Source organism: Agrobacterium sp. H141, from assembly GCF_057158725.1.
In genome coordinates this window covers 1,257,302-1,279,378 of record NZ_CM169893.1, presented here as the reverse complement: position 1 = coordinate 1,279,378, position 22,077 = coordinate 1,257,302, and the positions used below count along the sequence as shown (strand labels likewise).

Annotated in this window: 24 protein-coding genes; 16 read left to right on the top strand and 8 right to left on the bottom strand. The window is 58.9% G+C overall.

The genetic code is table 11. The annotated features are described in order from the left end of the window. Nucleotides 1-137: 137 nt before the first annotated feature. The 6 genes from ACWPM9_RS05785 (at nucleotide 138) to ACWPM9_RS05760 (ending at nucleotide 6,435) form a co-directional block, all read left to right on the top strand. Nucleotides 138-1,154, top strand: a complete 1,017-nt coding sequence (locus ACWPM9_RS05785) for an ABC transporter substrate-binding protein (protein ID WP_484757064.1) — start codon at nucleotides 138-140, stop codon at nucleotides 1,152-1,154. A gap of 99 nt (nucleotides 1,155-1,253) precedes the next feature. Beyond that, nucleotides 1,254-2,078 (top strand): ABC transporter ATP-binding protein, encoded by an 825-nt coding sequence (locus ACWPM9_RS05780; protein WP_484757063.1) that lies wholly within the window; start codon nucleotides 1,254-1,256, stop codon nucleotides 2,076-2,078. Beyond that, the gene (locus ACWPM9_RS05775) at nucleotides 2,078-2,923 is read left to right on the top strand and encodes an ABC transporter permease (RefSeq protein ID WP_484757062.1); all 846 of its coding nucleotides are present in this window, start codon (nucleotides 2,078-2,080) and stop codon (nucleotides 2,921-2,923) included. Before ACWPM9_RS05780 ends, ACWPM9_RS05775 begins: the two co-directional genes overlap by 1 nt. Then, nucleotides 2,923-4,236, top strand: a complete 1,314-nt coding sequence (locus ACWPM9_RS05770) for a cytosine deaminase (protein ID WP_484757061.1) — start codon at nucleotides 2,923-2,925, stop codon at nucleotides 4,234-4,236. The genes ACWPM9_RS05775 and ACWPM9_RS05770 overlap by 1 nt, the downstream gene beginning before the upstream one ends. A 4-nt stretch (nucleotides 4,237-4,240) precedes the next feature. Continuing rightward, entirely contained in the window at nucleotides 4,241-5,647 is a 1,407-nt protein-coding gene (locus tag ACWPM9_RS05765) for an FAD-binding oxidoreductase (RefSeq protein WP_428188967.1), read from the top strand. 206 nt (nucleotides 5,648-5,853) lie between these two features. Continuing rightward, the gene (locus ACWPM9_RS05760; protein ID WP_484757060.1) at nucleotides 5,854-6,435 is read left to right on the top strand and encodes an NAD(P)H-dependent oxidoreductase; all 582 of its coding nucleotides are present in this window, start codon (nucleotides 5,854-5,856) and stop codon (nucleotides 6,433-6,435) included. A gap of 17 nt (nucleotides 6,436-6,452) precedes the next feature. On the opposite strand, the gene ACWPM9_RS05755 is transcribed toward ACWPM9_RS05760, so the two are convergent. The 5 genes from ACWPM9_RS05755 to ung all read right to left on the bottom strand — a co-directional run bounded on the left by ACWPM9_RS05755 (nucleotide 6,453) and on the right by ung (nucleotide 9,991). Then, nucleotides 6,453-6,770, bottom strand: coding sequence for a hypothetical protein (locus tag ACWPM9_RS05755; RefSeq protein ID WP_428188970.1), 318 nt, complete (start codon nucleotides 6,768-6,770; stop codon nucleotides 6,453-6,455). Between the two features lie 84 nt (nucleotides 6,771-6,854). Next, entirely contained in the window at nucleotides 6,855-7,250 is a 396-nt protein-coding gene (locus ACWPM9_RS05750; RefSeq protein WP_484757059.1) for a DUF1236 domain-containing protein, read from the bottom strand. A gap of 176 nt (nucleotides 7,251-7,426) precedes the next feature. Further along, nucleotides 7,427-7,816 (bottom strand): RidA family protein, encoded by a 390-nt coding sequence (locus tag ACWPM9_RS05745; RefSeq protein WP_484757058.1) that lies wholly within the window; start codon nucleotides 7,814-7,816, stop codon nucleotides 7,427-7,429. An 85-nt stretch (nucleotides 7,817-7,901) separates the two neighbouring features. Next, nucleotides 7,902-9,185 (bottom strand): NAD(P)/FAD-dependent oxidoreductase, encoded by a 1,284-nt coding sequence (locus ACWPM9_RS05740; RefSeq protein WP_484757057.1) that lies wholly within the window; start codon nucleotides 9,183-9,185, stop codon nucleotides 7,902-7,904. A 104-nt stretch (nucleotides 9,186-9,289) separates the two neighbouring features. After that, complete coding sequence (ung, locus tag ACWPM9_RS05735; RefSeq protein ID WP_484757056.1) at nucleotides 9,290-9,991, bottom strand: uracil-DNA glycosylase; 702 nt, start codon at nucleotides 9,989-9,991, stop codon at nucleotides 9,290-9,292. A 140-nt stretch (nucleotides 9,992-10,131) separates the two neighbouring features. Here ung and ACWPM9_RS05730 point away from each other — a divergent pair, with 140 nt between their 5' ends. The 3 genes from ACWPM9_RS05730 (at nucleotide 10,132) to ACWPM9_RS05720 (ending at nucleotide 12,385) form a co-directional block, all read left to right on the top strand. After that, nucleotides 10,132-10,485, top strand: a complete 354-nt coding sequence (locus ACWPM9_RS05730) for a hypothetical protein (RefSeq protein WP_428188974.1) — start codon at nucleotides 10,132-10,134, stop codon at nucleotides 10,483-10,485. After that, nucleotides 10,482-11,090 (top strand): DedA family protein, encoded by a 609-nt coding sequence (locus ACWPM9_RS05725; RefSeq protein WP_484757055.1) that lies wholly within the window; start codon nucleotides 10,482-10,484, stop codon nucleotides 11,088-11,090. Before ACWPM9_RS05730 ends, ACWPM9_RS05725 begins: the two co-directional genes overlap by 4 nt. 95 nt (nucleotides 11,091-11,185) lie before the next feature. Further along, entirely contained in the window at nucleotides 11,186-12,385 is a 1,200-nt protein-coding gene (locus ACWPM9_RS05720; RefSeq protein ID WP_484757054.1) for a ceramide glucosyltransferase, read from the top strand. Between the two features lie 26 nt (nucleotides 12,386-12,411). On the opposite strand, the gene ACWPM9_RS05715 is transcribed toward ACWPM9_RS05720, so the two are convergent. The 3 genes from ACWPM9_RS05715 to ACWPM9_RS05705 are packed head-to-tail and all read right to left on the bottom strand — an operon-like array spanning nucleotide 12,412 to nucleotide 14,633. After that, the gene (locus ACWPM9_RS05715) at nucleotides 12,412-12,807 is read right to left on the bottom strand and encodes a VOC family protein (RefSeq protein WP_484757053.1); all 396 of its coding nucleotides are present in this window, start codon (nucleotides 12,805-12,807) and stop codon (nucleotides 12,412-12,414) included. A gap of 33 nt (nucleotides 12,808-12,840) precedes the next feature. Next, nucleotides 12,841-13,833, bottom strand: coding sequence for an Ldh family oxidoreductase (locus ACWPM9_RS05710; protein ID WP_484757052.1), 993 nt, complete (start codon nucleotides 13,831-13,833; stop codon nucleotides 12,841-12,843). Nucleotides 13,834-13,865: 32 nt separating this feature from the next. Continuing rightward, complete coding sequence (locus ACWPM9_RS05705) at nucleotides 13,866-14,633, bottom strand: HpcH/HpaI aldolase family protein (protein WP_484757051.1); 768 nt, start codon at nucleotides 14,631-14,633, stop codon at nucleotides 13,866-13,868. Nucleotides 14,634-15,021: 388 nt separating this feature from the next. Between ACWPM9_RS05705 and ACWPM9_RS05700 the strand changes: the two genes are divergently transcribed. The 7 genes from ACWPM9_RS05700 (at nucleotide 15,022) to ACWPM9_RS05670 (ending at nucleotide 22,070) form a co-directional block, all read left to right on the top strand. Then, on the top strand, nucleotides 15,022-15,975 hold the full coding sequence (locus tag ACWPM9_RS05700; protein WP_428188980.1) for a sugar-binding transcriptional regulator: 954 nt from the start codon (nucleotides 15,022-15,024) through the stop codon (nucleotides 15,973-15,975). Between the two features lie 152 nt (nucleotides 15,976-16,127). After that, nucleotides 16,128-17,441 (top strand): ABC transporter substrate-binding protein, encoded by a 1,314-nt coding sequence (locus ACWPM9_RS05695; protein WP_428188981.1) that lies wholly within the window; start codon nucleotides 16,128-16,130, stop codon nucleotides 17,439-17,441. Nucleotides 17,442-17,671: 230 nt separating this feature from the next. Beyond that, nucleotides 17,672-18,544 carry a carbohydrate ABC transporter permease gene (locus ACWPM9_RS05690; RefSeq protein ID WP_428189008.1) on the top strand — a complete coding sequence of 291 codons (873 nt, stop codon included), beginning with the start codon at nucleotides 17,672-17,674 and terminating at the stop codon, nucleotides 18,542-18,544. Nucleotides 18,545-18,547: 3 nt separating this feature from the next. Further along, nucleotides 18,548-19,387, top strand: a complete 840-nt coding sequence (locus ACWPM9_RS05685; RefSeq protein WP_428188982.1) for a carbohydrate ABC transporter permease — start codon at nucleotides 18,548-18,550, stop codon at nucleotides 19,385-19,387. 11 nt (nucleotides 19,388-19,398) lie between these two features. Beyond that, nucleotides 19,399-20,397 carry an ABC transporter ATP-binding protein gene (locus ACWPM9_RS05680; RefSeq protein ID WP_428188983.1) on the top strand — a complete coding sequence of 333 codons (999 nt, stop codon included), beginning with the start codon at nucleotides 19,399-19,401 and terminating at the stop codon, nucleotides 20,395-20,397. Next, a complete protein-coding gene (locus ACWPM9_RS05675) occupies nucleotides 20,372-20,554 on the top strand; it encodes a hypothetical protein (RefSeq protein ID WP_484757050.1) in 183 nt (60 codons plus the stop codon). Before ACWPM9_RS05680 ends, ACWPM9_RS05675 begins: the two co-directional genes overlap by 26 nt. A gap of 34 nt (nucleotides 20,555-20,588) precedes the next feature. After that, entirely contained in the window at nucleotides 20,589-22,070 is a 1,482-nt protein-coding gene (locus ACWPM9_RS05670) for a mannitol dehydrogenase family protein (RefSeq protein ID WP_484757049.1), read from the top strand. Nucleotides 22,071-22,077 lie beyond the last annotated feature (7 nt).

Genomic DNA, 22,077 nt, shown 5'->3' with positions numbered 1-22,077 from the left:
CAAAGTATCGAGCGATGCCTGAAAGGCATCAATGCGAACGAATTTTGATGCTTTTCAAAGCGCAACGCAACCGCTCAAATGCCAAAAGAAGAACAATCTCACGATGCCGTAAAGGTTTAACAGGGGAAACGCTATCCATGAAAAACGCCTCAAAGATCAAGACGTTCATCACCGCGCTCAGCCTGACAGGCGCCGTCATGGCATCCGCACCCGCCTTCGCTCTGGACGAGGTCACCTATGGCACCAACTGGCTGGCCCAGGCCGAACATGGCGGCTTTTATCAGGCCGTCGCCGATGGCACCTATGAAAAATACGGCCTGAAGGTCACCATCGTTCAGGGTGGTCCGCAGTCATCCAACCGTTCGCTCCTGATTGCCGGCAAGGTCGACTTCTATATGGGCGGACCGCTGGGCGAAATGGATGCCGTCAAGCAGGGCATCCCGCTCGTTGACGTTGCAGCCATCTTCCAGAAAGACCCTCAGATCCTGATCGCGCACCCGGACCAGGGCATCGAAAAATTCGAGGATCTCGCCAAGCTCGACAGCATCTTCATGAGCAAGGACGGCTATGTCACCTATTTCGAGTGGATGAAGAAGAATTTTAAGGGATTCAGCGACGCGCAGTTCAAGCCCTATACCTTCAACCCCGCTCCTTTCCTGGCCGATCCGAAGTCGTCTCAGCAGGGCTACCTGACATCCGAGCCGTATGAGATCGAAAAGCAGGCGGGCTGGGCACCCAAGGTCTTCCTTCTGGCGGACCATGGTTACGATCCCTATTCGACCATGATCACCACCCAGACCAAGATGGTGGAAGAGCATCCGGATCTCGTGCAGCGCTTCGTCGATGCCTCGCTGGAAGGCTGGTACACCTATCTCTATGGCGACAACACCGCCGGCAATGACCTGATCAAGAAAGACAATCCGGAAATGACCGATGGCCAGCTCGCCTTCTCGCTCGAGAAGATGAAGGAATACGGCATCGTCGATTCCGGCGCGACGCTTGAAAAGGGTATCGGTTGCATGACCGACGAAAAGTACAAATCCTTCTTCGACAACATGGTTGAGATCGGCATCGAGCCAGCCGACCTCGATTACAAGAAGGCCTACACCACGCAATTCGTCTGTAAGGGCGTTGGCATGGACCTCAAAAAGTAAGACGCTTTTTGCCCCTCGTCTCTGTAGCCGCGGTTTCCAACCTTCCGCGTCTGATTGTGACGAGGGGCAATCTTTCAAGTGAAACAATCAAGGCTCGCAATGCAGACCACGGTTAGTCCGTCGACCACCCCGAAAGGCGACACGCGACTGCGTCCGCTGGTGGACATGAAATCCGTTTCGAAAATCTTCTCGAACGGCACCCTTGCGCTCGCGGATATGTCGCTCAAGGTCGAAAGCGGCGAATTCGTCAGCCTGCTCGGCCCATCCGGCTGCGGCAAGTCCACGGCACTTCGCATCATCGCAGGTCTCGGTGATGCCTCGACCGGCACGATCGACTGGCCAAGTTCGCGCATCAATTCCAAGGGCCTGCCGGACGGCGATATCTCGTTCGTGTTCCAGGAGCCCACCCTGATGCCCTGGCAGACCGTGTTCGGCAATGTCTATCTGCCGCTCAAGCTGCGCGGCGTGCCAAAATCGGGATGTCGCGACGCCATCATGGAAACACTGGCCACCGTCGGCCTTGAAGATTTCGCCGATGCCTATCCCCGCGAACTCTCTGGCGGCATGAAAATGCGTGTCTCCATTGCCCGCGCACTGGTGACCAAGCCGAAGCTTCTGTTGATGGACGAGCCCTTCGCCGCCCTCGACGAAATCACCCGGCAAAAACTCAATGACGATGTGCTACGGCTTTGGCAGGAGACCGGGATCACCGTGATCTTCGTCACCCATTCCGTGTTCGAAAGCGCCTACCTCTCCAACCGCATCGTCGTCATGAAAGCCCGGCCCGGACGCGTTCATGCCGATTTCCCGCTGGTGACCAGCCTGTCGCGCGACGCCTATTACCGCACGTCCGAAGAATACCGACAGGCCTGCGAAACGGTGTCCAAGACTTTGCTGGACGCCATCGGCGGGGAGGAACACTGATGAGCAACGACATACAGAGCACATTGCCGACAGCTCCGAAACAGACCGTCTTCTCCCGCCACCGCGACACGATCCTGAGCATCGCCATCCCGATCCTGGTGATCGTCCTGTTGATCCTGTTCTGGTATATCGGCGTCGTCGTGACAGGAGTACCGAAATACATCCTGCCAAGCCCGGTCGATGTTGGAGGCGCCCTTTACAATGACTGGAGCATTCTCTGGCCGGCTCTGCTGGTCACGACCAAGATTACCCTGGCCTCACTGGCACTGGCCCTGATCGGCGGGGTTGGCATTGCCATCTTCCTCAACCAGTCGAAATGGATCGAGACGGCCTTTTACCCGATCACGGTGATCTTGCAGGTGACCCCGATCGTGGCGATTGCGCCGTTGATCCTGATCTACACGCCAACGACCCAGATCGCCCTGCTGATCTGCGCCTTTCTGGTTGCCTTCTTCCCCATCCTGTCGAACATGACGCAAGGCTTGAAGAGCGTCGATCACAACCTGCTCAATCTGTTCGACCTGTACGGCGCCTCGCGCTGGCAGACACTGATCTATCTGAAGCTTCCGGCGTCGCTGCCCTATTTCATGACCGGCTTGCGCATCGGCGGCGGTCTGGCACTGATTGCAGCCGTTGTCGCGGAATTTGCAGCCGGTTCGGCAGGGGCAGGCTCGGGCCTCGCCTTCCGCCTGCTGGAATCCCAATACCGCCTGAACATCCCGCGCCTGTTTGCAGCCCTCTTCCTGTTGTCGCTGCTCGGCGTGGTGATCTTCGCCATTACCTCCTTCATTTCATGGCTTGCCCTGCATCGCTGGCATGAAAGCAGCCTGAAACGAGAAAACTGATGTCATTCCATTCTCCAAGCCTGCCGGTTGCAGACCGCTATGCCCTGACCAATGCCACGCTTCCCGCCGTCACGGTGGATGGATTTGAAGCGCCGCAAAAGGAAGGGCTTGTCGCCGCCGATATCGTGATTGCCAACGGCATTATCGAGGCCATCCTGCCTTCTGGCACAGCGCCTGCCGACCTGCCCGCTGCCAATCTGGACGAGGGAATGGTCTGGCCCTGTTTCGCCGATATGCACACGCATCTCGACAAGGGCCATATCTGGCCGCGCAGCCCCAACCCGACTGGCGATTTCATGGGCGCACTTTCGTCCGTGCGTGCCGACCGCGAGGCCCACTGGAACGCGGCGGACGTGCGTGCCCGCATGGAATTTGCGCTCAAATGCGCCTATGCCCATGGCACCAAACTCATCCGCACCCATCTGGATAGCCTCGCCCCGCAGCACCGTATTTCCTTCGAGGTATTCTCCGAGGTCCGCGATGCCTGGGCCGGCAAGGTCGATCTGCAGGCCGTCGCCCTCTTCCCATTCGATGAGATCGACAACGAGGCCTTCTTCAAGGATCTGGTCGAGGTCGTCGTCGCCCATAAGGGCCTGCTCGGCGGCGTGACCCGCATGGAAGGCGCACTCGATAACGGCCTTGATCTTCTGTTTCGCACGGCAGCCGACAACGGTCTGGACATAGACCTCCATGTGGACGAGACCCAGGAAAAGGAAGTCCTGACGCTGAAATCCATCGCCGAGGCAAAGCTGCGCAACAGGTTCGAAGGTGCAGTCACCGTCGGTCACTGCTGCTCGCTGACACGGCAGGATGCCGATGTCGCGAAATACACCATCGACAAGGTGGCAGAAGCCGGCATCTCCGTCGTGTCTCTCCCCATGTGCAACATGTATCTGCAGGACCGCGAACCGGGGCGCACGCCCCATTATCGTGGCGTCACCATGTTGAAAGAACTGGCTGCCGCCGGCGTTGCCACAGCGGTATCCTCCGACAACACGCGCGACCCCTTCTATGCCTATGGCGATCTCGATGCGGTCGAAGTCTTCCGCGAAGCGGTTCGCATCCTCCATCTCGACCATCCGCTGGACGACGCAGCCCGCGTCGTGACCCGGTCGCCTGCCGAAATTCTCGGGCGTCCCGATATCGGCCGTATCGCGGCCGGCCTCCCTGCCGATCTCGTCTTGTTCAGCGCCCGCCGCTGGAGTGAATTCCTGTCCCGTCCGCAGGCCGACCGCATTGTCATGCGGAATGGCATGGGCATCGACCGCAGCCTGCCGGACTACCGTGACCTTGACCCGCTGATGATGGACTGAAGCCATGCCCGATTACGACCAGATAAAGACAGAACTTGCCGGCATCGACATCGAAGACCATCCGGCACTGGTGAAGCAGAAGAGCCGCGATTTCTACTGGTATTCGCCGATATTAAAGGCACAGCTCGACCATGTGACGGCTGACATTGTGGTGTCGCCGAAAACCGAGGAAGAACTGATCAAGGTTCTCAAAGTCGCCTATGCCCACGGTGCGCCGGTGACGGCCCGTGGCGGCGGCACCGGCAATTACGGCCAGGCCATGCCGCTGTCGGGGGGCATCATCTTGAACATGATGCAGATGAACGCGGTGAAGGAAGTGCATCCCGGTCGCGTGATCTGCCAGCCCGGCATCATCATCGCCCAGCTCGATAAATATCTGAAAGAGCATTCCGGACAGGAGGTGCGCTTCCATCCCTCGACTGCCCAGACGGCAACGCTGGGCGGCTTCATTGCAGGCGGCTCCGGCGGCGTCGGCTCCATCACCTGGGGCGGACTGCGCGATCTCGGCAATATCCTGCGCCTGCGCGTCGTCACCATGGAAGCCGAACCGCGCGTGCTGGAACTGTCGGCCTGGGATCTGCAGAAGGTTTCCCACGCCTATGGCACCAACGGCATCATCACCGAGATCGAAATGCCGCTTGCGCCCGCCTATGACTGGGTGGATGTGATCGTCGGCTTTGACGACTACATGGACGCGGTGCGCTTCGCCGATGGCATCTGCCGCCGCAACGGTATTCTTCTGAAGGAAGTCGCACCGATCACCGCGCCGATCCCCTATGACTACTTCACCCGTCACAAGCCGTGGCTGAAGGAAGGCCAGTCGATTGTAGTCCTCATGGTCGCCCCCCATTCGATGGAACCCTTCCTTGCCTATGCCGACAAGATGAAGGCCGATCTCCGCTTCCGCTCCGACACTGTCGAAAGCATGAAGGGCATCCCGCATGCCTATGAACTTGCCTGGAACCACACGACCTTGCGCGCGCTCAAGCTCGACACCGGCTTTACCTATCTTCAGGTGCAATATCCGGGTCCCGATCACGTTGCCAAGGTTCAAAAGATGGTCGAGATGTTCCCCGGCGAAGTGTTCGGGCACCTCGAATTTTTGAAATTCGATGGCCAGATCCAGTGCTCCGGCCTGCCGCTGGTGCGTTACACCACAGAAGAGCGGCTGAACGAGATCATCCGTCTGCATGAGGAAAACGGCTGCCCGATCTTCAACCCGCACCGCTATACGCTGGAAGAAGGCGGAATGAAGCAGACCGACACGGTTCAGCTGGCATTCAAGAAAGAGACCGATCCCAAGGGGTTGCTCAATCCCGGCAAGATGATTGCCTGGGACAATCCCGATTTCGACTTCAAGGCTGGCAAGAACTATCTCTTCCCCGGCCTTCAGTCCTTTACGGAGGCCTGACCCGCCAGAAGACTAAACGAGTTCCGAAGGTACTCCCGTCCGGCGCAAGTCAAATGCGGTTTGCGCCGGCCCATCGCCTTAAACGCGATGATGGTTTCGACATCGGCTTGGCGGCGATATTGAAATCAGTGGGACAAACGGCGCGGAAAAATTTCAACTTCGCTTCGCGGGCGTGCTGCGAAGCCTTGCCCTGGAGCTTTTCAGCAATGCGCGTCCTCGTGATCCACTCCCATCCCGTTGAAGAAAGCTTCAACAAGGCGCTGTTCAAGCTGGTGTGCGATAGCCTTGCAAAGGCCGGCCACGACGTCGACGCCTGCGATCTCTATGCCGAGGGGTTCGACCCGGTGATGTCAGCCCATGATCGGCGCATCTATCACAGCTATCCCGAGAATACCGAACTGGTGAAGCCCTATGTCGATCGCCTGCGGGCAGCAGAAGCACTGGTCTTCGTCACACCTGTCTGGAACTTCGGGTTTCCGGCCATGTTAAAAGGGTATTTCGACCGCGTGTGGACCATGGGGGTCTCATTCGACCTGGAGGATGGAAAGCTCACACCGACACTGCGCCATATCCGCAAGGTGGCGGCCGTGATGAGTTATGGTGCGACCAGATGGCGTGCCACACTGGCTGGAAACCCGCCGAAGAAAGTCATTCACCGTGTCATCCGTGGACAGGTGAAGATCGGTGCACCCGTGCGCTTCATGGCGCATTACGACATGAACAACTGCACGCCCGAAACGCGCGCTGCCTTCATGGAAAAGGTGCGCAAGGAAATGGAGAATTTCTGATCAGACCGTGACTGGCCTTAGAAGCCGGTCAGCATCAGATTGAGCTTGTTGTCGGGATCGGGATAAAAACGGGCACCGACGCGGCGAACATGTTGCCGGTTCTTTGGGATATCATGCGGCTTCCACACGATGGCCTCGGCGGTCTCGTCATGCTTTACCGGATCGACTGCCGGACTTTCATCGAAAACCATCGCCACCTGCTGCGGCGTCGCATGATCGGACACTTCAGAGGCAGTCGCATCCGTGCTTGCGTTGTCAACGGCGAGGTAAAGTGCCCCACCCATGATCAGGGCGGACAGAGCAGACATTCCAATGGCAGGCAGGACGGTTTTCATTTTCACTTCCCCTTGTTCATTCAAGGATGGTTGGCATTGATGAAACGGGGTCGCCACCAGCGACCCCACGATATCGAATGGCAATCAGTAAACGCCAACGACCACATAGGTTTGCGGATCGACGATCACGCGCTGATTGTTGACGATGGCATAGGCGTAGGTCGGATCTTCCGGCACCGGCGTCAGAACGACTGTCTGCGGCAAGGGCTCACCCACTGCGATCGGCTGCTGAATGACAACAGGTGCGGTTGGAGCTGGCTGAACCTGAACATATTCAACGACACGCGGCGGCGGCGGATCGATCGCCGTACCGGCGATGGCGCCAGCGATACCGCCCACGGCAGCCCCGACAGGACCGCCCACAATCGCACCGGTTACGGCACCGCCGGCGGCACCGGTCACAGTGCCTTCCTGGGCGAAAGCAACGCTTGAAAGGGAAGCAGCGGCAAGAGCTGCAAGTGCAATAATCTTCGTCTTCATGGCGATTGCCTTTCCTGTCGAATAATCTCGGCAGGAAAACAAAGTCAGACGCGATTTGTTCCACACGTCAAAGCGTATCCAGCTCACCTGACCGGCGAACTGGAGACTTCAAGGACATGTTAAAGTTAGCATATCAGAACTTTAAGGTGATGATTTTTCTGCGTAAAACAGGTTCTTCAAAACACCTTTGCCGCAGTGACCTCGACTTCGACCAGAAACTCGGCGCGCGTGAAGCCACCGACAATGAGGAGCGTGGAGACGGGCTTCGGATCGAGCGTATAGCGATCGCGCACAGCCATATAAGGGGCAAAATCCTCTCGCTTGGTCACGAAGCCTGAAATACGGATCACATCGGCAAAGCTCATATCGCCCTCTTCAAGGATCGCCTTGATCGCCTCGAAGCAGAGTTCGGCCTGGCCAGTCACATCCTCCGGGATATAGTCATCGGTTCCAATGCCAAGCTGGCCGGACGTGACCAGAAGGCTTGCGCCCGGCGGCACCAGCAGACCATGATTATAGTGCCCGAACGGACGGCGGACCGATGGCGGATTAAAGCTGCGTTTCACGGATATTCGATGCTCCTGTCACGAGAGGTTACTCCCGCCGAAACCCTATCGCCACCATGCACACATGGAAAGCCGAGCGCCTGGATCAGCGATCGAAACTGTCGAGCATTCTGTACCAGGTGATCAAGGCCGTCACACCGAGTTTACGGAACCGGTGGAACGGGATGGGCCGGATCGGCGAGACCGGAAAGGGAAGTTGGCCCTTGTCGCTGCTCTGTACATAAGCGGCAAGTGGCGCACCGATGGCGGTCATCAGCGCCACGCCGCGTCCCTGACAGCCGGCCATCATCATCAGGCCCGGTTCCGGTTCGTGCAGATGCGGCAGGTGATCGGGGGTCATGGCAACGCGTCCGTACCATCGTTTTGCAATTGCGACGCCTTCCAGCGCGGGATAGAGCCGGAGCATCGCGTGACGCAGATGCGCCCAGTCTTGCGGACCCTTCGGATGCCCCATGCGTCCTCGCCCGCCGAGCACCAGGCGCCCGTCCGGGCTCTTGCGGTAATAGACGAGAATGCGACGGGAATCGGAAACCGCCTGATCGTGCGGGAGGATGGCATCTGAAAGGTCAGCCGGCAGCGGTGCGGTGGCGATCTGAAAGGAATGAAGCGTAACAAGGCTCTGTGCCAATCCGGGCACCAGATCACTGGAATAGGCGTTGGTGGCAACCAGAACCTTCTTCGCCTTCAGGGTCGAACCGTCGGCAAGCTCCACCTGCCATTCACCGAGGCTGCTGCGAAGTCGTGTCGCCGCCTTGCCTTCAACAATGCGCACGCCGCTTTGACAGGCAAGGCGTGCAAGTTCCATCGTCAGGGCCAGCGGGTTGACCACGCCTGCGCGCCGATCGAGCCAGCCGCCGACATAGCCATTCGCCCCCGTCATCAAGGCTATATCGGCATCGTTCAGGAGTTGCGCATCAGCACCCATGGCAGACCACTGACGGTGCCGTTCCTCAGCCCGCCTGATGGCCTCAGCTGTATGACAGGCCTGTATCCAACCGCTTCTGTTATGCTGGACATCAAGCCCTTCGCGCTCGATCAGACCGAACGTGAAATCGGCGACCGACGCCACGAAATCCGTAAGCTTGCCGCCCCGTTCTTCGCCAAAATGCTGGATTAGCCATTCCGGATCGTATTTGAGGCCAGGGATAACCTGACCGCCATTCAGCCCGGAAGCACCGCTGCCGATTTGCTGGGCCTCCACGACCCGGACCTTGAGCCCGGCTCTGGCAGCATGAAAAGCGGTCGAAAGACCCTGCAGCCCGCCGCCGATGACAGCAAGATCCACGGCCTCGTCTGCGTCGATTTTGGCATCGAAAGTATAGGCGCGCGCAGGGCTTATCCAGACCGGCTCGCTGAACGTCGGCGACATGAAAGAGTGCCTTGAATGAGTTGATAAGCGTCAATTTGCAACCAGAATACCGCTGCAATCAAAACCAATAGAAATTTAGGGTCAAGTGAAAATACGACGTCGCATCAACTTTGCGGAGGAACTTCAGGCAGTTGCCAGTCGATCGGAGACTTTCCGTGTTTTTCGAGGAAAGCATTGGCCTTGGAAAAGTACTTTTTGCCGAAGAAACCGGCATGCGCCGACAAGGGCGACGGATGTGGCGCCCTGAGCACCAGATGCCGTATTCCGTCGACGAAAGACGCTTTCTTCTGGGCGTAGGCACCCCACAGAATGAAGACCACATGATCGCACTCGTCATTGACCACACGGATGACGGCATCGGTAAAGCGCTCCCATCCGCGCCCCTGGTGTGAACCCGCACGCGCCTCCTCTACCGTCAGCACGCTGTTGAGCAACAACACCCCCTGCCGCGCCCAGCTTTCGAGAAAGCCGTGACGGACAGGTGTAATGCCGAGATCGCCCTGGAGCTCCTTGTAGATATTCACCAGCGACGGCGGCACCTTCACGCCCGGCTGCACGCTGAAGCAAAGCCCGTGCGCCTGTCCTGCGCCGTGATAGGGATCCTGCCCCAGGATCACCACCTTCACCTGAGCAAGCGGCGTCAGATCCAGCGCCCTGAAATAGTCCGCCCCCTTGGGAAAGATATGCTTGCCTTGCTCTCTTTCGGCCAGAATGAACGCCTTGAGCTGGCGCATATAGGCGCTCTCGAATTCAGGTGCCAAGGCTTGTTTCCAGCTTTCGTCGAGCCTTACATCTGTGATCGTCATTGCCGCGCTGTGCCTTTTCCGGTTAAAGCTCATTGTGATTGAAAACGCACACCAATCGAAGTCAAGCCCCGACACACCCGCAACATGCGATCGGACACAACACATCATGTGGGTCAGGTCGAAACAAGAACGGGATGACAATGACGAAGAGTATCAAACGCTGGCGACTTGACCGACTGCTTTTTCCAGCCTTCCTGGCGGCATGCATCGTAGCGGCCATCTTCGCGATCCGCTTCCTGCTATTCGCTTTCTACTGGCACGATCCGGCCCATCGCGATCAACCGCTCGAAGGCTGGATGACCATGCGCTACATCGCGCATTCCTATCATGTGCCCCCACAGGCATTGGCCGAACAGCTGGACCTTGAGCCACTGCCGGAAAAGCGACGAACCATCAGCGAAATCGCCAAGGAAAATGGCATCGCGCTCGACGCCATGAAGGCTCGCATAGACGGTGCCATCGCCGGCATCCGGCAGGGAGGTGCGACCCGTTGAGTGAAGCTTTCCTGGCACTCGTTCCGACCTACGGCCTACCGTTGCTCGCCCTCGTCACTGTTCTGGGTTGCCTGGCACTGCCGGTCCCCTCCTCGCTTGTGCTGCTGGTCATGGGCTCGCTCGTCGCCGCAGACGAGTTCTCTTTGACCTCTGTGTTCCTGACGGCGCTGGCCGCCGCCTTCTTCGGAGATCAGATCGGCTTCGTCGTCGGGCGCGTCGGAGGTGCTGCAATCCTCAAGCGCGTCGGCCAGAATCCGACCCGACAAAAGACCCTGACCAAGGCCGAAGACACCATGGCCAGGCATGGCAGTTTCGCGATATTCCTGTGCCACTGGTTGCTCAGCCCGCTCGCGCCATATGTCAATCTCATTGCCGGCGTCACGCGGTTCAGCTGGCCCGCATTTTTCCTGCTGAGCTGCCTTGGCAACACCATCTGGGTGATGGTTTATGTCGGCCTCGGCTTCTTCTTCAGCGACCATGTGATCGCCATCGCCAAATTCGCCAGCAACGCCACCGGCTTTCTGGTTGCCGCGACGATTGCGGGCCTGCTCGGATGGCAACTGATCTCCGCCCGCAGGACGCGCCACAGCAAGAAGCAGCGTTAGGAGCGACGACCGCAGGGGCGGCAAGCCCTGTCCACCGTCACACGCCTGTTACACAGACTTGTCACCTAGTGCACAGACATTAGGAGACCTCGGCCATGGTCGCTTTTACGGCCTTCTGCGCAACCACTCTGTTCATCCAGCTCGCAACGATCGCCATTACCATTCAACGTGTGCTGAAACGACGGGCAGTGTCCGAAACCTCCAAGACGATCTCGCCACCGGTGACCATCCTGCGTCCGGTCTGCGGCCTTGAAAACAATCTCGAGGCGACGCTCGAAAGCGCCTTCCAGCTCGATTGGCCAACCGAGATCGAAATCCTGTTTTGCGTCGCAAGCTCGACCGATGCGGCTGTTCCGCTGGTCGAAAAGTTGATGAACCGCCATCCAAACATAGAGGCGCGGCTTCTGGTCGGCGACGACCGCGTCAGCATCAATCCCAAGCTCAACAATCTGGTCAAGGGCTGGAAGTCCGCACGCCACGACTGGATCGTGATGGCAGACAGCAATGTGCTGATGCCCGCAGACTATTTGAGTCTGTTGTTTGAACGCATGACGCCGGGAACCGGCATGGTCTGCTCTCCGCCTGTGGGTTCCGCGCCTGAAGGCTTTGCGGCCGAACTGGAATGCGCCTGGCTCAACAGTTTTCAGGCCCGCTGGCAGTTGCTGGCCGACGAAATCGGAATGGGCTTTGCCCAGGGCAAGACCATGCTGGTCAACAGGCATCTGATCGACAATGCCGGCGGCATTGAGCGGCTGGCGGACGAAGTGGCCGAAGATGCAGCGTCCACCAAGATCGTGCGCGCGGCAGGCCTGTCGGTGCGTCTGGTCGAACGCCCCTTCCCTCAGCCTTTGGGTCAACGCGATTTTGCAAGCATCTGGCGCAGGCAACTACGCTGGGCACGGCTGCGACGCGTATCCTTCCCGCTGTTCTTCGTGCCGGAACTGTTTTCCGGCGGGTTCTTCCCCATCGCAACGACACTTGCACTGACACTGGCCAGCGACTGGTCTCCGTGGTCGATGCTCGCTTATGTCACACTGTGGTATGGCGCAGAACTCTTATTGATCCGCGCCTATCGCTGGCCCCTGTCGATCAAGACACCCGGCACGATCATGCTGCGCGATCTGGCACTACCGGCACTGTGGACCGCAGCCTGGTTCGGCAACGGCTTCGTCTGGCGCGGAAACCAGATGGCCGTCGAACAGCACCACGGCGCAGGCACGGCGGCAGTGCGCATCCGCCATGCCTATGAACGAACCCGGGCCAAGGCACGGATCATGGCAGCCCACTGGCGTTGAAATGCGCCAAGCACCAGGCAGCAATGTCAGAGAAAGCGTCCATGACGCTGCAGCACTTCGATCTTGTATCCGTCGGGATCGGTGACGAAGAAGAAGCGGGCAAACAAGGTGCCATCTCGATTGAACTCGACAATCTTGTTGGGTGAAAGGCCAAGCTCGGCAAAGCGGGCATGCTCCGCGTCGAGATCATCGACAGAGATTGCCAGATGACCGTAGCCGTCGCCAAGATTATAGGCTTCTTCCCGCCCCTTGTTGACGGTCAGTTCCAGTTCGAACGGCGTCTCTGCATTACTCAGATAGACCAGCGCGAACGTCTCGAAATCGAGCCGCTGGGCTATCTCCAGCCCGAAGGCTTTCCTGTAGAAATCGACCGAACGCGTTTCTTCAAGCACGCGGATCATCGAGTGGATCATCTTGGCCATGGGGACCTCCTGCAAATTTTCGTCTGAGGCTTCTTAGCCGATCGCACGGATGGCCGCGACCACCTCGTCGTCGATATCCAGACCGTCGCGCAAGGCTGAAGCTCTTTGGCCCTGTCCGCGCCGTCCGGGAATACGCACTCCCTCCTGATTGGAGATCGCCTCGGCCATCTCCTTCATGCGTCCGGCAACCCCATCCGCACTCGCACCGGGATCGATCGCAATAATGGTCTGGCCAAGTGACGGTGGAGGTCCCTGATCGGTAAACAGGGAAGACGCTTCAAAAGCATAATTGGCACCCGTCAGTCCTGCAGCCAGCAGTTCGACCATCAGCGCAAGCGCCGCTCCCTTGGCACCGCCAAGAGGCGCCATGGTGCCGGCCATTGCAGCATCCGCATCCGTCGTCGGATTGCCGTTGACGTCAAAGGCCCAGTCATCGGGAATGGCCGCACCCTTTTGCTGTGCGGCCATGATCTTGCCGCGGGCCACTTTGGAGAGCGCCAGATCGATGACAATCGGCAAATCGCCTTCGACCGGCGCAGCAAAGGCCAGCGGATTGGTGCCGTAGAGTGCGCGATGGCCGCCCCACGGTGCCATGGCCGCTGGCGCATTGGCCACCATGATGGCAACGAGCCCTGCCTCTGCAAAACGCTCGACTGTCAGCCCCATCACACCGGCATGATGCGAGCGGTTGATGGCAGCAAGAGCAATCCCCTGTTCCCGTGCAATGCCCGGCATTTCCTCAAGCGCCAGATCGAATGCAGGATAGGCAAAACCGTTCTGGGCATCGATGCGCAACACGCCGGGTCTTACACGAAAGGACGAAGGCTTGGCGTGCCCCGCAGTCTTGCCCGCACGGGCCTGGGCGGCATAGGCGGGAACTCGACGAAGCCCGTGTCCGCCCTGTCCGGCAGCCTCTGCTGCGACCAGTGCATCGGCAACAATGCCAGCATTTTCGCGCGAGACATCGCTGTTTAGAAGCGCGCCGATCACCAGTTCGCGCGCTTCATCCAATGTCAGCTTTGTCATCGCCATATCCTCTCTACGCAGTCGATCGAGGCTTACCCCTTCATGCTGTGGCAATGCGCAGCCGCTGCCCGCATCAGGAGCCCGACATCGCTTTCGCTGGCAAGCATGGTCGCACCCGCTGCCTTTGCCCGACGCTGCAATTCCGTGTTTGTTGTCATGATGCCGGCCGGTTTGCCCAGCGCAACAATGGTCTTGATCGCCTTTTCCACCAGAGCCATGACGTCCGGCACGCTGACATCGCCGTAATGGCCCATATCCGCTGCCAGATCGGCGGGACCGATGAAGAGGACGTCGACCCCCTCCACAGCGGCAATCTTCTCGATATTCTCGACTGCAGAGACGCTTTCGATCTGCGCCACGATGCAGATCTGCTCATCGGCGGTCGTGGTGTAATCGGAGACGCGACCGAAATCGCTGGCGCGACCAAGCGAAGCGCCCACGCCACGAATGCCGTGCGGCGGATAACGGCAAGCCCTGACAAGCTGGGCTGCCTGCTCGGCTGTTTCGACCATCGGCAACATCAGCGTCTGCGCGCCAATATCGAGCGCCTGCTTGATCAGCCAGCTTTCGCCGACCGGCACACGGACCACGGCATGGGCCGGCTGTGCGGAGACCGCCTGAAGCTGGCCCGCAATCATCGGAATGTCGTTCGGCGCATGTTCGCCATCGATCAACACCCAGTCAAAACCGGCACCGGCACAAATTTCCGCCGCGTGGGGATTGGCGAGACCGACCCACAGACCGTAGACGGTCTGCCCCTCCAGAAGAGCCTTCTTGAACGTGTTGACGGGTGCGGGCATGGTGTCTCCTCTCCTGCGGTGCGCCTTTTCGATCAAGCGCCTGAAAGCAGACATTGATGCAGTATGCTTAGTTGTCTGACAAGTACCATTTGCGGTCGATGTGACGGCTCTTTTTGAATTGAAACAATGCGCAGCTGGCGATGCCGTCTTCATCGTGTCGCCTATGGCTCAGAGCAGCGCAAGGATATCTCGCAACCGATCGGGAATCGGTGCTCTGGACGGAAGCCGGGCACGAGAAAGGACAGACAGGGTGTGGAAGACCATTGTGTCCCTTCACCCCCATGGCATGCTCCCTGTCGTCAGGGATAGCGGTACTGACAGGCCCATGCCTGCGTGACAATTGACACTCCCTCCCCTCGCGGCTACTCAATTTCGCAGAGGAGAGACCATGGCACGACGTATAGGCAGCACCGGACGGCTTGACGACGCAGCGCGCGCCGGCTGGCTTTACTATGTCGCCGGACGGACCCAGGACGAGATTGCCTCCTCCATGGGCATTTCACGCCAGAGCGCCCAGCGTCTCGTCTCGCTTGCCGTCGCTGAAAAGCTGGTCAAGGTGCGTATCGAGCATCCGATCGCCGAATGTCTGGAACTGGCCGAGGCCGTGAAGGAGAAATACGACCTCCGGCAGGTCGAGGTCGTGCCCGCAGATCCCGGCTCCGATTCGAGCGCTGCCGGCATTGCCGAAGCGGGCGCCGCCGAAATCGAGCGCTGGCTGATGCATTCCGAACCGCTGGTGGTTGCCATGGGAACTGGACGTACCCTTCGCGCGGCAGTCGATCAGCTTCAGCCGATGGAGTGTCCCCAGCACCGCATTGTCTCGCTGACGGGCAATATCAGCCCGGACGGATCAGCGGCCTATTACAACGTCATCTACTCCATGGCCGACGCCATCAAGGCGCGCCATTTTCCCATGCCGCTTCCGGTTCTGGTGTCGACCAGAGCCGAGCGCGACCTCTTGCATGAGCAGCCGCTGGTTTTGCCGACGCTGGAGCTGGGCGCCCGCGCCGACGTCACCTTCGTCGGGATTGGCGAACTCGACCAGACAGCGCCCCTGTTGCTCGATGGATTTCTCGACGCGCAGGAAATGGATGCCCTTCTGGCCGCCGGCGCCATAGGCGAGATCTGCGGCTGGATCTTCGATGCCGAAGGCGAGCTTCTGGACAATGACGTCAACCAGCGGGTTGCCAGTATCGCCATCCCCTCGAGAGACACGTCCTGCGTGATCGGCCTTGCCAAAGGTCGCCGCAAACACCGGGCAATTCGTGCCGCACTGCACGGTAAACGCGTAAATGCGCTCATTACCGACGAAGACACAGCCCGTTTCCTGTTGTCTAAATAAACTCTTAACATCAGTTTTTATCGTTAAGTTTCCGTGCGATGACACAGGTCTTCGGCACTGCAGCATTCTTTTGCCATTGACTTTCGACGCTAGAAAATGAGTAATTGCCCACGAGCAAAGCGAATGCTCACTTCTCTTCTGGGAGGAAGATCATGAATTTGAAAACCGTTCTGCTGGGCGCTTGCTCGGCATTGGCGATGGCCGGTATGGCCTCCGCTGAAACCCTCACCATCGCCACCGTCAACAACGGCGATATGATCCGGATGCAAAAGCTGACGGACGACTTCACCAAGGACAATCCCGATATCCAGCTTGAGTGGGTAACACTTGAGGAAAACGTGCTTCGCCAGAAGGTCACGACCGATATTGCCACCAAGGGTGGACAGTACGACGTCCTGACCATCGGCACCTACGAAGTGCCGATCTGGGCAAAGCAGGGCTGGCTGGTTGCGCTCGACAATCTCGGCGCTGACTACGATGTCGACGACCTGCTTCCGGCCATCCGGTCGGGCCTCACCGAAGACGGCAAGCTCTATGCAGCACCGTTCTACGGCGAAAGCTCGATGATCATGTACCGCAAGGACCTGATGGAAAAGGCCGGGCTTGAAATGCCTGACAGCCCAACCTGGTCCTTCATCGCCGAAGCGGCGAAAAAGATGACCGACAAGGACAATGAAGTCTACGGCATCTGCCTTCGCGGCAAAGCCGGCTGGGGTGAAAACATGGCGTTCCTCACCGCCATGTCGAATTCCTTCGGCGCACGCTGGTTCGACGAGAACTGGAAGCCCCAGTTCGATCAGCCAGAGTGGAAGGACACGCTTGAGACCTACGTCAACATGATGAACGAATCCGGACCTCCCGGTGCGTCATCCAACGGCTTCAACGAAAACCTCGCTCTGTTCCAGACCGGCAAATGCGGCATGTGGATCGATGCGACGGTTGCGGCCTCCTTCGTGACAAACCCGAAGGACTCGCAGGTTGCCGACAAGGTTGGTTTTGCGCTTGCGCCCCACAAGGAAGGCGTAGACAAGAACGGTAACTGGCTCTGGGCCTGGAACCTGGCCATTCCGGCTGGCTCCAAGAAGATTGAAGCTGCCGAAAAGTTCATCGGCTGGGCAACATCCAAGCACTACACAGAGCTTGTTGCCGCAACCGATGGCTGGGCAAACGTTCCTCCGGGCACGCGGACCTCTCTCTATGAGAACCCGAAATACCAGGAAGCCGCTCCTTTCGCCAAGATGACGCTCGACAGCATCAACTCGGCGGATCCGAAGAACCCGACCGTCAAGCCGGTGCCTTACACAGGTGTCCAGTTCGTCGCGATCCCTGAATTCCAGGGTCTCGGCACAGCGGTTGGCCAGCAGTTCTCTGCAGCCCTCGCCGGTCAGGTCTCGGTCGACCAGGCTCTGCAGAATGCTCAGGCGCTCACCACCCGTGAGATGACCAAGGGCGGTTACATCAAGTAACAGTTCTCCTCGAAGACACGGAACAGGGAAGCATTTGTTTCCCTGTCCCAACTGGGGCGGGAGCCGGCTTGATCACAAGCTCATAGCAGGTTGCCGCCCCCTTTTTTTTCTTTGAAATTACAATGGCCGGATCGGCTGCGGTGCCGGTCAGGTTCAAGGGTCAGGCGAATATTCGCCACCCGCAAAAACCGCAGCCTCATCAACAGTTGATGACGAAAGGCGCAGTCCCAATGGCGACCACCCACACACATTCTGCGGCACGTCTGATGATAGCACCATCCGTGCTCCTGCTTCTGGCTTGGATGATCGTGCCACTGGCGATGACCATCTACTTCTCGTTCCTGCGATACAATCTGCTGATGCCCGGCATGGAAGAATTTGCCGGCTTCATGAACTACAAGTACTTCCTGACCGATCCCGCCTTCTTCGCGGCCTTGAAGAACACACTGATTCTGGTCGGCTCCGTGCTTGCAATCACCGTCATCGGCGGCATCGCGCTGGCACTGCTGCTGGACCAGCCGATGTTCGGCCAGGGTTTCGTACGCATTCTCGTCATCGCCCCCTTCTTCATCATGCCGACGGTTTCCGCCCTGGTGTGGAAGAACATGCTGATGAACCCGGTCAACGGCCTGTTTGCCTGGATCGCCAAATCGCTCGGCATGCAGCCGATCGACTGGCTCGCCACGGCGCCATTGACCTCGATCATCATCATCGTGGCCTGGCAATGGTTGCCCTTTGCCACGCTGATCATCTTCACCGCGCTGCAGTCGCTCGATGAGGAGCAGAAAGAAGCCTCCGAAATGGATGGCGCCGGTCCAATCTCCAAGCTGATCTACATCATCCTGCCGCATCTATCGCGCGCCATGACCGTGGTCATCCTGATCGAGACCATCTTCCTGCTCTCCGTCTTTGCCGAAATTCTGGTCACCACCAATGGCGGCCCCGGCACGCAGAGCACCAATCTCACATATCTGATCTATGCCCAGGCTCTGTTGCAGTTCGACGTGGGTGGCGCATCGGCAGGCGGCATCGTCGCCGTCATCCTGGCCAACATCGTCGCCTTCTTCCTGATCCGCCTGATTGGCAAGAATCTGGAGAGCTGAACCATGGCACGCGCAATTTCCACAAACCGCAAGATCATGTGGACCGTCATAGCCTGGCTTGTCGGCTTCCTGATCTTCTTCCCGATCCTCTGGACCTTCCTCACCAGCTTCAAGACCGAGGGCGAGGCGATTGCCTCCCCGCCCTCCTTCCTGTTCTTCCGCTGGACGATGGAAAACTACCACGACATCCTCACCAGCACCCGTGGCGAGACCTATCTCCACTACTTCACCAACTCGGTGGTCATATCGCTCGGCTCCACCATCTGCGGCCTGATCATCGCGATCCCGGCAGCATGGGCCATGGCATTCTCGCCAACCAAGCACACCAAGGATGTGTTGATGTGGATGCTGTCGACCAAGATGCTTCCGCCCGTTGGCGTGCTCGTGCCGCTCTACATCATCTTCCGCAACATGGGCCTGCTCGACAGCCGCATCGGTCTGGTGATCGTCCTCACCCTGATCAACCTGCCGATCATCGTCTGGATGCTCTACACCTACTTCAAGGAAATTCCGGGCGAGATCCTGGAGGCGGCCCGCATGGACGGTGCATCGCTGATCAAGGAAATCATCTACGTGCTCACCCCGATGGCCGTTCCCGGCATTGCCTCGACACTTCTGCTGAACGTGATCCTGGCCTGGAACGAAGCCTTCTGGACCCTCAACCTGACCACCTCGAATGCGGCGCCGCTGACGGCATTCATTGCCTCCTATTCCAGCCCCGAAGGCCTGTTCTATGCCAAGCTTTCGGCGGCATCGACCATGGCCATCGCGCCAATCGTCATTCTCGGCTGGTTCAGCCAAAAGCAACTCGTACGCGGCCTCACCTTCGGCGCTGTTAAGTAAGGAATTAGACAATGGGCAGCATCAAGCTTGAACAGGTCTCCAAGGCTTTCGGCGAAGCCGTCGTCATCCCCTCGATCGACCTCGAGATCAACAATGGCGAATTCGTCGTCTTCGTCGGCCCGTCGGGCTGCGGCAAATCCACCCTTCTCCGGCTGATCGCCGGGCTGGAGGATGTGTCCGGCGGACGGATCATGATCGATGGCGTCGACGCGACCGAAAAACAGCCGTCGCAGCGCGGTCTCGCCATGGTCTTCCAGTCCTATGCGCTCTATCCGCATATGAGCGTGCGCTCCAATATCGGCTTTCCGTTGAAGATGGCCGGCATGGACAAGGCGGAGATCGACAAGAAGGTTGAGGACGCGGCAGCGATCCTCAACCTCACCGACTATCTGGAGCGCAAGCCGCGCAATCTCTCTGGCGGTCAGCGCCAGCGCGTCGCCATCGGCCGCGCCATCGTGCGCTCCCCCGAATGCTTCCTGTTCGACGAACCGCTGTCGAACCTCGATGCGGCTCTTCGCGTCAACATGCGTCTGGAAATCACGGAACTGCACCACAAGCTCGGTGCCACCTCGATCTATGTGACCCACGATCAGGTGGAAGCCATGACCATGGCCGACAAGATCGTGGTGCTCAACAAGGGCAATATCGAACAGGTGGGGTCGCCTCTCGATCTCTATCACAATCCACGCAACCTGTTCGTCGCCGGCTTCATCGGATCGCCGAAGATGAACCTGCTGTCGGGTGAGCCTGCGGCGAAATACGGTGCCACGACCATCGGCATTCGTCCTGAACACGTGGCGCTGTCGACGACGGAAGGCACATGGAAGGGCAAGGTCGTGGTCGCCGAACACCTGGGCTCTGACACTTTCCTGCATGTCCAGACCGAGGGTGTGGGCCTGTTGACTGCGCGCGTCGGCGGCGAACTGCCGGTTCGCCACGGTGACACCGTCTACATTACCCCGGACGAAGAGCGCATGCACCGCTTTGACGAAAAAGGCATGGCGAAATGACCATGTGCCTGTCCGCACAATCGACGGACGGGTGCGAGCGCGCTTTTTTGCCGAACATGAAAACACTCCGGCCGGCGAGCGGAACACACTCGTCGGCGGGACCGACGACATCGTCGCCCAGACTCAGCAAGTCGACGGCGGCAACCGGATGAGCTGACCCCAAGCACGCTCTCCCCATCGAGGACGATGACATGACCTGCAAACTTTCACTCGCAACCCTGGACGACGCCGCAAAGACCGCAGCCGTGCCGCTTTACCGGCGCGACCAGCTGTCGACCGGCATCCTGCATTTCGGCGTCGGCAATTTCCACCGCGCCCACCAGGCCGTCTATCTGCATGAACTCTTCAACCAGGGACTGGATCTCGGCTGGGCGCTCCTGGGCGCCGGCGTCATGCCCAACGATCACCTGATGAAGGAAAAGCTAGAGGCCCAGAACTATCTGACGACCGTTGTCGAGCAGGACAATAACCGCTCCAGCGCCACCGTCACCGGTCCGATGATCGACATGATCGCCGCCCCGTATTTCGACAAGATCATTGCCGCCCTCGCGGACCCTGCGATCAAAATCGTTTCGATGACGATCACGGAGGGCGGCTACTTTATCGATCCGGCAACGGGAAAATTCGACCCCAAACATCCGGCCATTGTCGCCGATGCGGAAAACCCGAAAAGCCCGAAGACCGTGTTCGGCCTGATCATCGCCGGCCTGAAGGCCCGCCGCGAGAAGGATCTGGCTCCGTTCACGGTCATGTGCTGCGACAATATTCCAGGCAATGGCGAAGTGACCGAGGCGACTGTGTGCGGACTGGCAAAACTGTCGGACCCTGATTTTGCGCACTGGATTCACGAAAACGTCGCTTTCCCCAACGCCATGGTCGACCGCATCACGCCGGCCACCGGAGAACGCGAGCTCACCATCACCCGGGACACCTATGGCATCGAGGACAACTGGCCGGTCTTCTGCGAGGAATTCAAGCAGTGGGTACTGGAAGACAAGTTTCCGCTGGGTCGTCCGGCACTGGAAAAGGTCGGTGTGACTTTCGTCGACGATGTCGCCCCTTATGAACTGATGAAACTGCGCATCCTCAATGGCGGCCATGCCGCGATTGCCTATCCAGCCGCCCTGATGGACATCCACTTCGTCCATGAAGCCATGGAAAACACATTGATCCGTGACTTCCTCCGCAAGCTGGAAGAGGACGAGATCATCCCCATCGTACCGCCTGTGCCGGACACAGATCTTGCCGACTATTTCAATCTGATCGAACATCGCTTCGCCAATCCCAAGATCGGCGACACCATTCCGCGCCTCGCCCAGGATGGCTCCAACCGCCAGCCGAAATTCATCCTGCCTTCCACATCCGACCGCCTGGCCAAGGGCCTCGACGTTGTCGGCCTCGCCCTCGTTTCGGCACTGTGGTGCCGTTATTTCGAAGGTGTGTCCGACACTGGCAAGGCAATCGAATTCAACGACGGCAATGCTGAACGGCTGCAGGCAGCAGCACTCAAGGCCAAGGAAGATCCGAACGCCTTTATCGGCATCGTCGACATTTTCGGCAGCGTCGGTTCCAACCCGCTGTTCGTCAAGCGCTTCACCAACGCCTTGCAATCGCTTCATGAAATTGGCACAGCAGAAACGCTGAAGCTCTACCTTTCCGGTGGGCTGACCTGAAGCGAGA